Source organism: Streptomyces sp. NPDC005728, assembly GCF_040630895.1.
In the GTDB taxonomy this organism is placed as follows: Bacteria; Actinomycetota; Actinomycetes; order Streptomycetales; family Streptomycetaceae; genus Streptomyces.
Genome location: NZ_JBEXYL010000263.1, coordinates 1 through 2,359, shown reverse-complemented (window position 1 = coordinate 2,359; position 2,359 = coordinate 1). Strand labels below are relative to the sequence as shown.

Genomic DNA, 2,359 nt, shown 5'->3' with positions numbered 1-2,359 from the left:
TGTCGGGGTGGTCCACGTGGGTGCGGCGCACCGGCCAGGGGTGGAAGGTGAGGGTGCCGTACTGGGCGGCCCACACCACGGCGGCGCCGTTCCACGTGCAGGCCGACCCGCCGCCATCCGGTAATTGTCCCGGCCACAGCAGGTCGTCAGGCCCTGATGCCGTAACCCTGTGATCGCTTACCTCGTTCCCACCATGAGATCCCACACGGCATAACTGACGGCCGCCGTAGGAATCTCTAGCTGCCAATCCACGGACGCTTCCCTGGAGACCCAGCTGCTGTCACAGAGGGCTCGCACCTTCCCCCGAAGGGTGCGGGCCTTCTGTACGCCGCCGCCCCGCACCGGATCCTGGACAACCAAAGCGATGACCGCCGACCAGATGAAGTACGGCGGCCACACAGAGACCGCCTACCTCGCCGACGTCAGCACGACAGCTACCAGGCTCTGACGTGGGGCATTGCCAACATCGAGCAGAGGCTGACCCAGCACGTGTCCCAAGGCTGGCGCGCGCCACGGTCTGGGCGAAGTTGATGATGATGTCGTGCGACTCCGCCAGAGCGCCGTAGAGCACCACCGTGCGGCGGGTGCCGGCGGCGGGGCCGCGCCAGATGCGCACGTGCACCCCGGGCGGCTCGTCGAACCAGACGCCGGGCACGGTGAGTACCTCGTCCGGGACCGCCACCCCCAGTTGGCGGTCGGCGGCCGCCCGGTGGACGGATCGCTGCCCGCCAGAGCCAGTTCGATGTCCGCCGCCCGCCGCATGCGGGTGCGCCCTGAGCGGCCCACCGGCTGCGGCAGCTGCCTATTCCGCCGGAACAGAACGGTCAGGAAGCCAGTGACGACCCCGAGCGGGAAGAGCGGCGGCGCGTCAGGCGACGGCGCAAGCTCCGCTTGAAGGAAGCCGTGCTCGGCAGGTCCCGTGGTGGGCTGACGAGCACGGTTCATCTCGCCGCGGACCGCAAGTGCCGTCCGTTGTGCCTCGTGCTGACCGCAGGACAGGCTGCCGACAGCCCCGTAGGACCAAGCCGCCAACCGGAAGAGGAAAGGCAGCCAGGGAGCCGGCCCACACGCCACGACGCCGATCTCTACAAGGAGCGGAACACCGTCGAACGCCTGATCAACAAGTTGAAAGCCTGGCGGGGCATCGCGACTCGATATGACAAGACGCCCGAGAGCTACCTCGTCGGCCCCCACCTCCGTGCCTTGGATGATCTGGATCAACGACCTCCTGACGGCAACTGGTTGATCCCAACGTCGCGTAGCCCCTGGGCCTCGTACGGATGCTCGCGAGAGGAGATTGGGGCGTGTCCGGAGTGGATCTTGTGCGTTGTGCCCGTCGGGGCCGGGGGGCTGTCGGGGTGCGGGGAACCGGTGGACGTCGCCCGGCCATGGCGTTGCCACCTGGAAGGAAGCACATCATGACATCCATTGAGCTGCCCGATTTCTACATGCCCTGGCCAGCCCGGCTGAATCCCCACCTGGAGGGAGCCCGCGCGCAGAGTCTCGTCTGGGTGCGGCGGATGGAGATGCTCGAACCCGTCTGGGACGAAGAGCGGTTCACTGCGATGGACTTCGCGCTGTTCGCCGCCTGGACCCATCCCGATGTGCCGTCAGAGGAGCTCAACCTCCTCAGCAACTGGTACATCTGGGGCTGGTATGTCGACGACTACTTCCCGCAGACCTACACAGGTGCCGAGGACGTGGGCGCCGCCAGGGAGTACCTCGGCCGACTGCTCGCGTTCATGCCCACTGGCGGGAAGCCGAGCGCGCTCACACCGGAGAACCCGCTGGAGTGCGCTCTGGTCGACCTCTGGGCCCGCACCGCGCCTGGGAAGTCACGTCAGTGGCTGCGCCGCTATGTCGCCATCATCCAGGACATGGCGGAGGAGGCGCTGCGTGAACTGTCTAACCTCAGTCGGAACGAGGGCAGGGTGCTCGACCCGATCGAGTACCTCGAGGTCCGGCGCTCGGTCGGCGGAATTCTATGGTCGGCTCAACTTGTCGAACATGCCTATGGATTGGAGCTTCCCCAGCGGCTGCTCAACTCTCGGCAGCTCCGGTTGCTAAACGGGGCCTTCGCCGACGCCGAGGGCCTGCAGAACGACCTCATCTCCTACGACATCGACATGGCGGAGGGGCAGGTCAACAACGCCGTAACGGTGGTGGGCCACTTCCTGGACTGCGGGGCACAGGATGCGGCCGACCTCGTCAACGACCTCGTAACCGACCGGCTAGAGCAGTTCGAGCACACCTGCGCTTCCGAACTAGGACGTGTTTGAGATGTTGATCAAGGTCGTGAAACGATCTTCAGATGTCTCGTGGCGATCTGACGGATGCACAGTGGGAGCGGCTGGAAGCG

General features: G+C 66.2%; 1 protein-coding gene and 1 pseudogene. Both read left to right on the top strand.

Translation table 11 applies throughout. The annotated features are described in order from the left end of the window. Window positions 1–855: 855 nt before the first annotated feature. A pseudogene (locus ABZ471_RS48385) lies at window positions 856–1,246 on the top strand (hypothetical protein); the annotation flags it as partial. A 172-nt stretch (window positions 1,247–1,418) separates the two neighbouring features. Further along, window positions 1,419–2,279 (top strand): hypothetical protein, encoded by an 861-nt coding sequence (locus tag ABZ471_RS48380; RefSeq protein ID WP_359075548.1) that lies wholly within the window; start codon window positions 1,419–1,421, stop codon window positions 2,277–2,279. The last annotated feature ends 80 nt before the right edge of the window (window positions 2,280–2,359 follow it).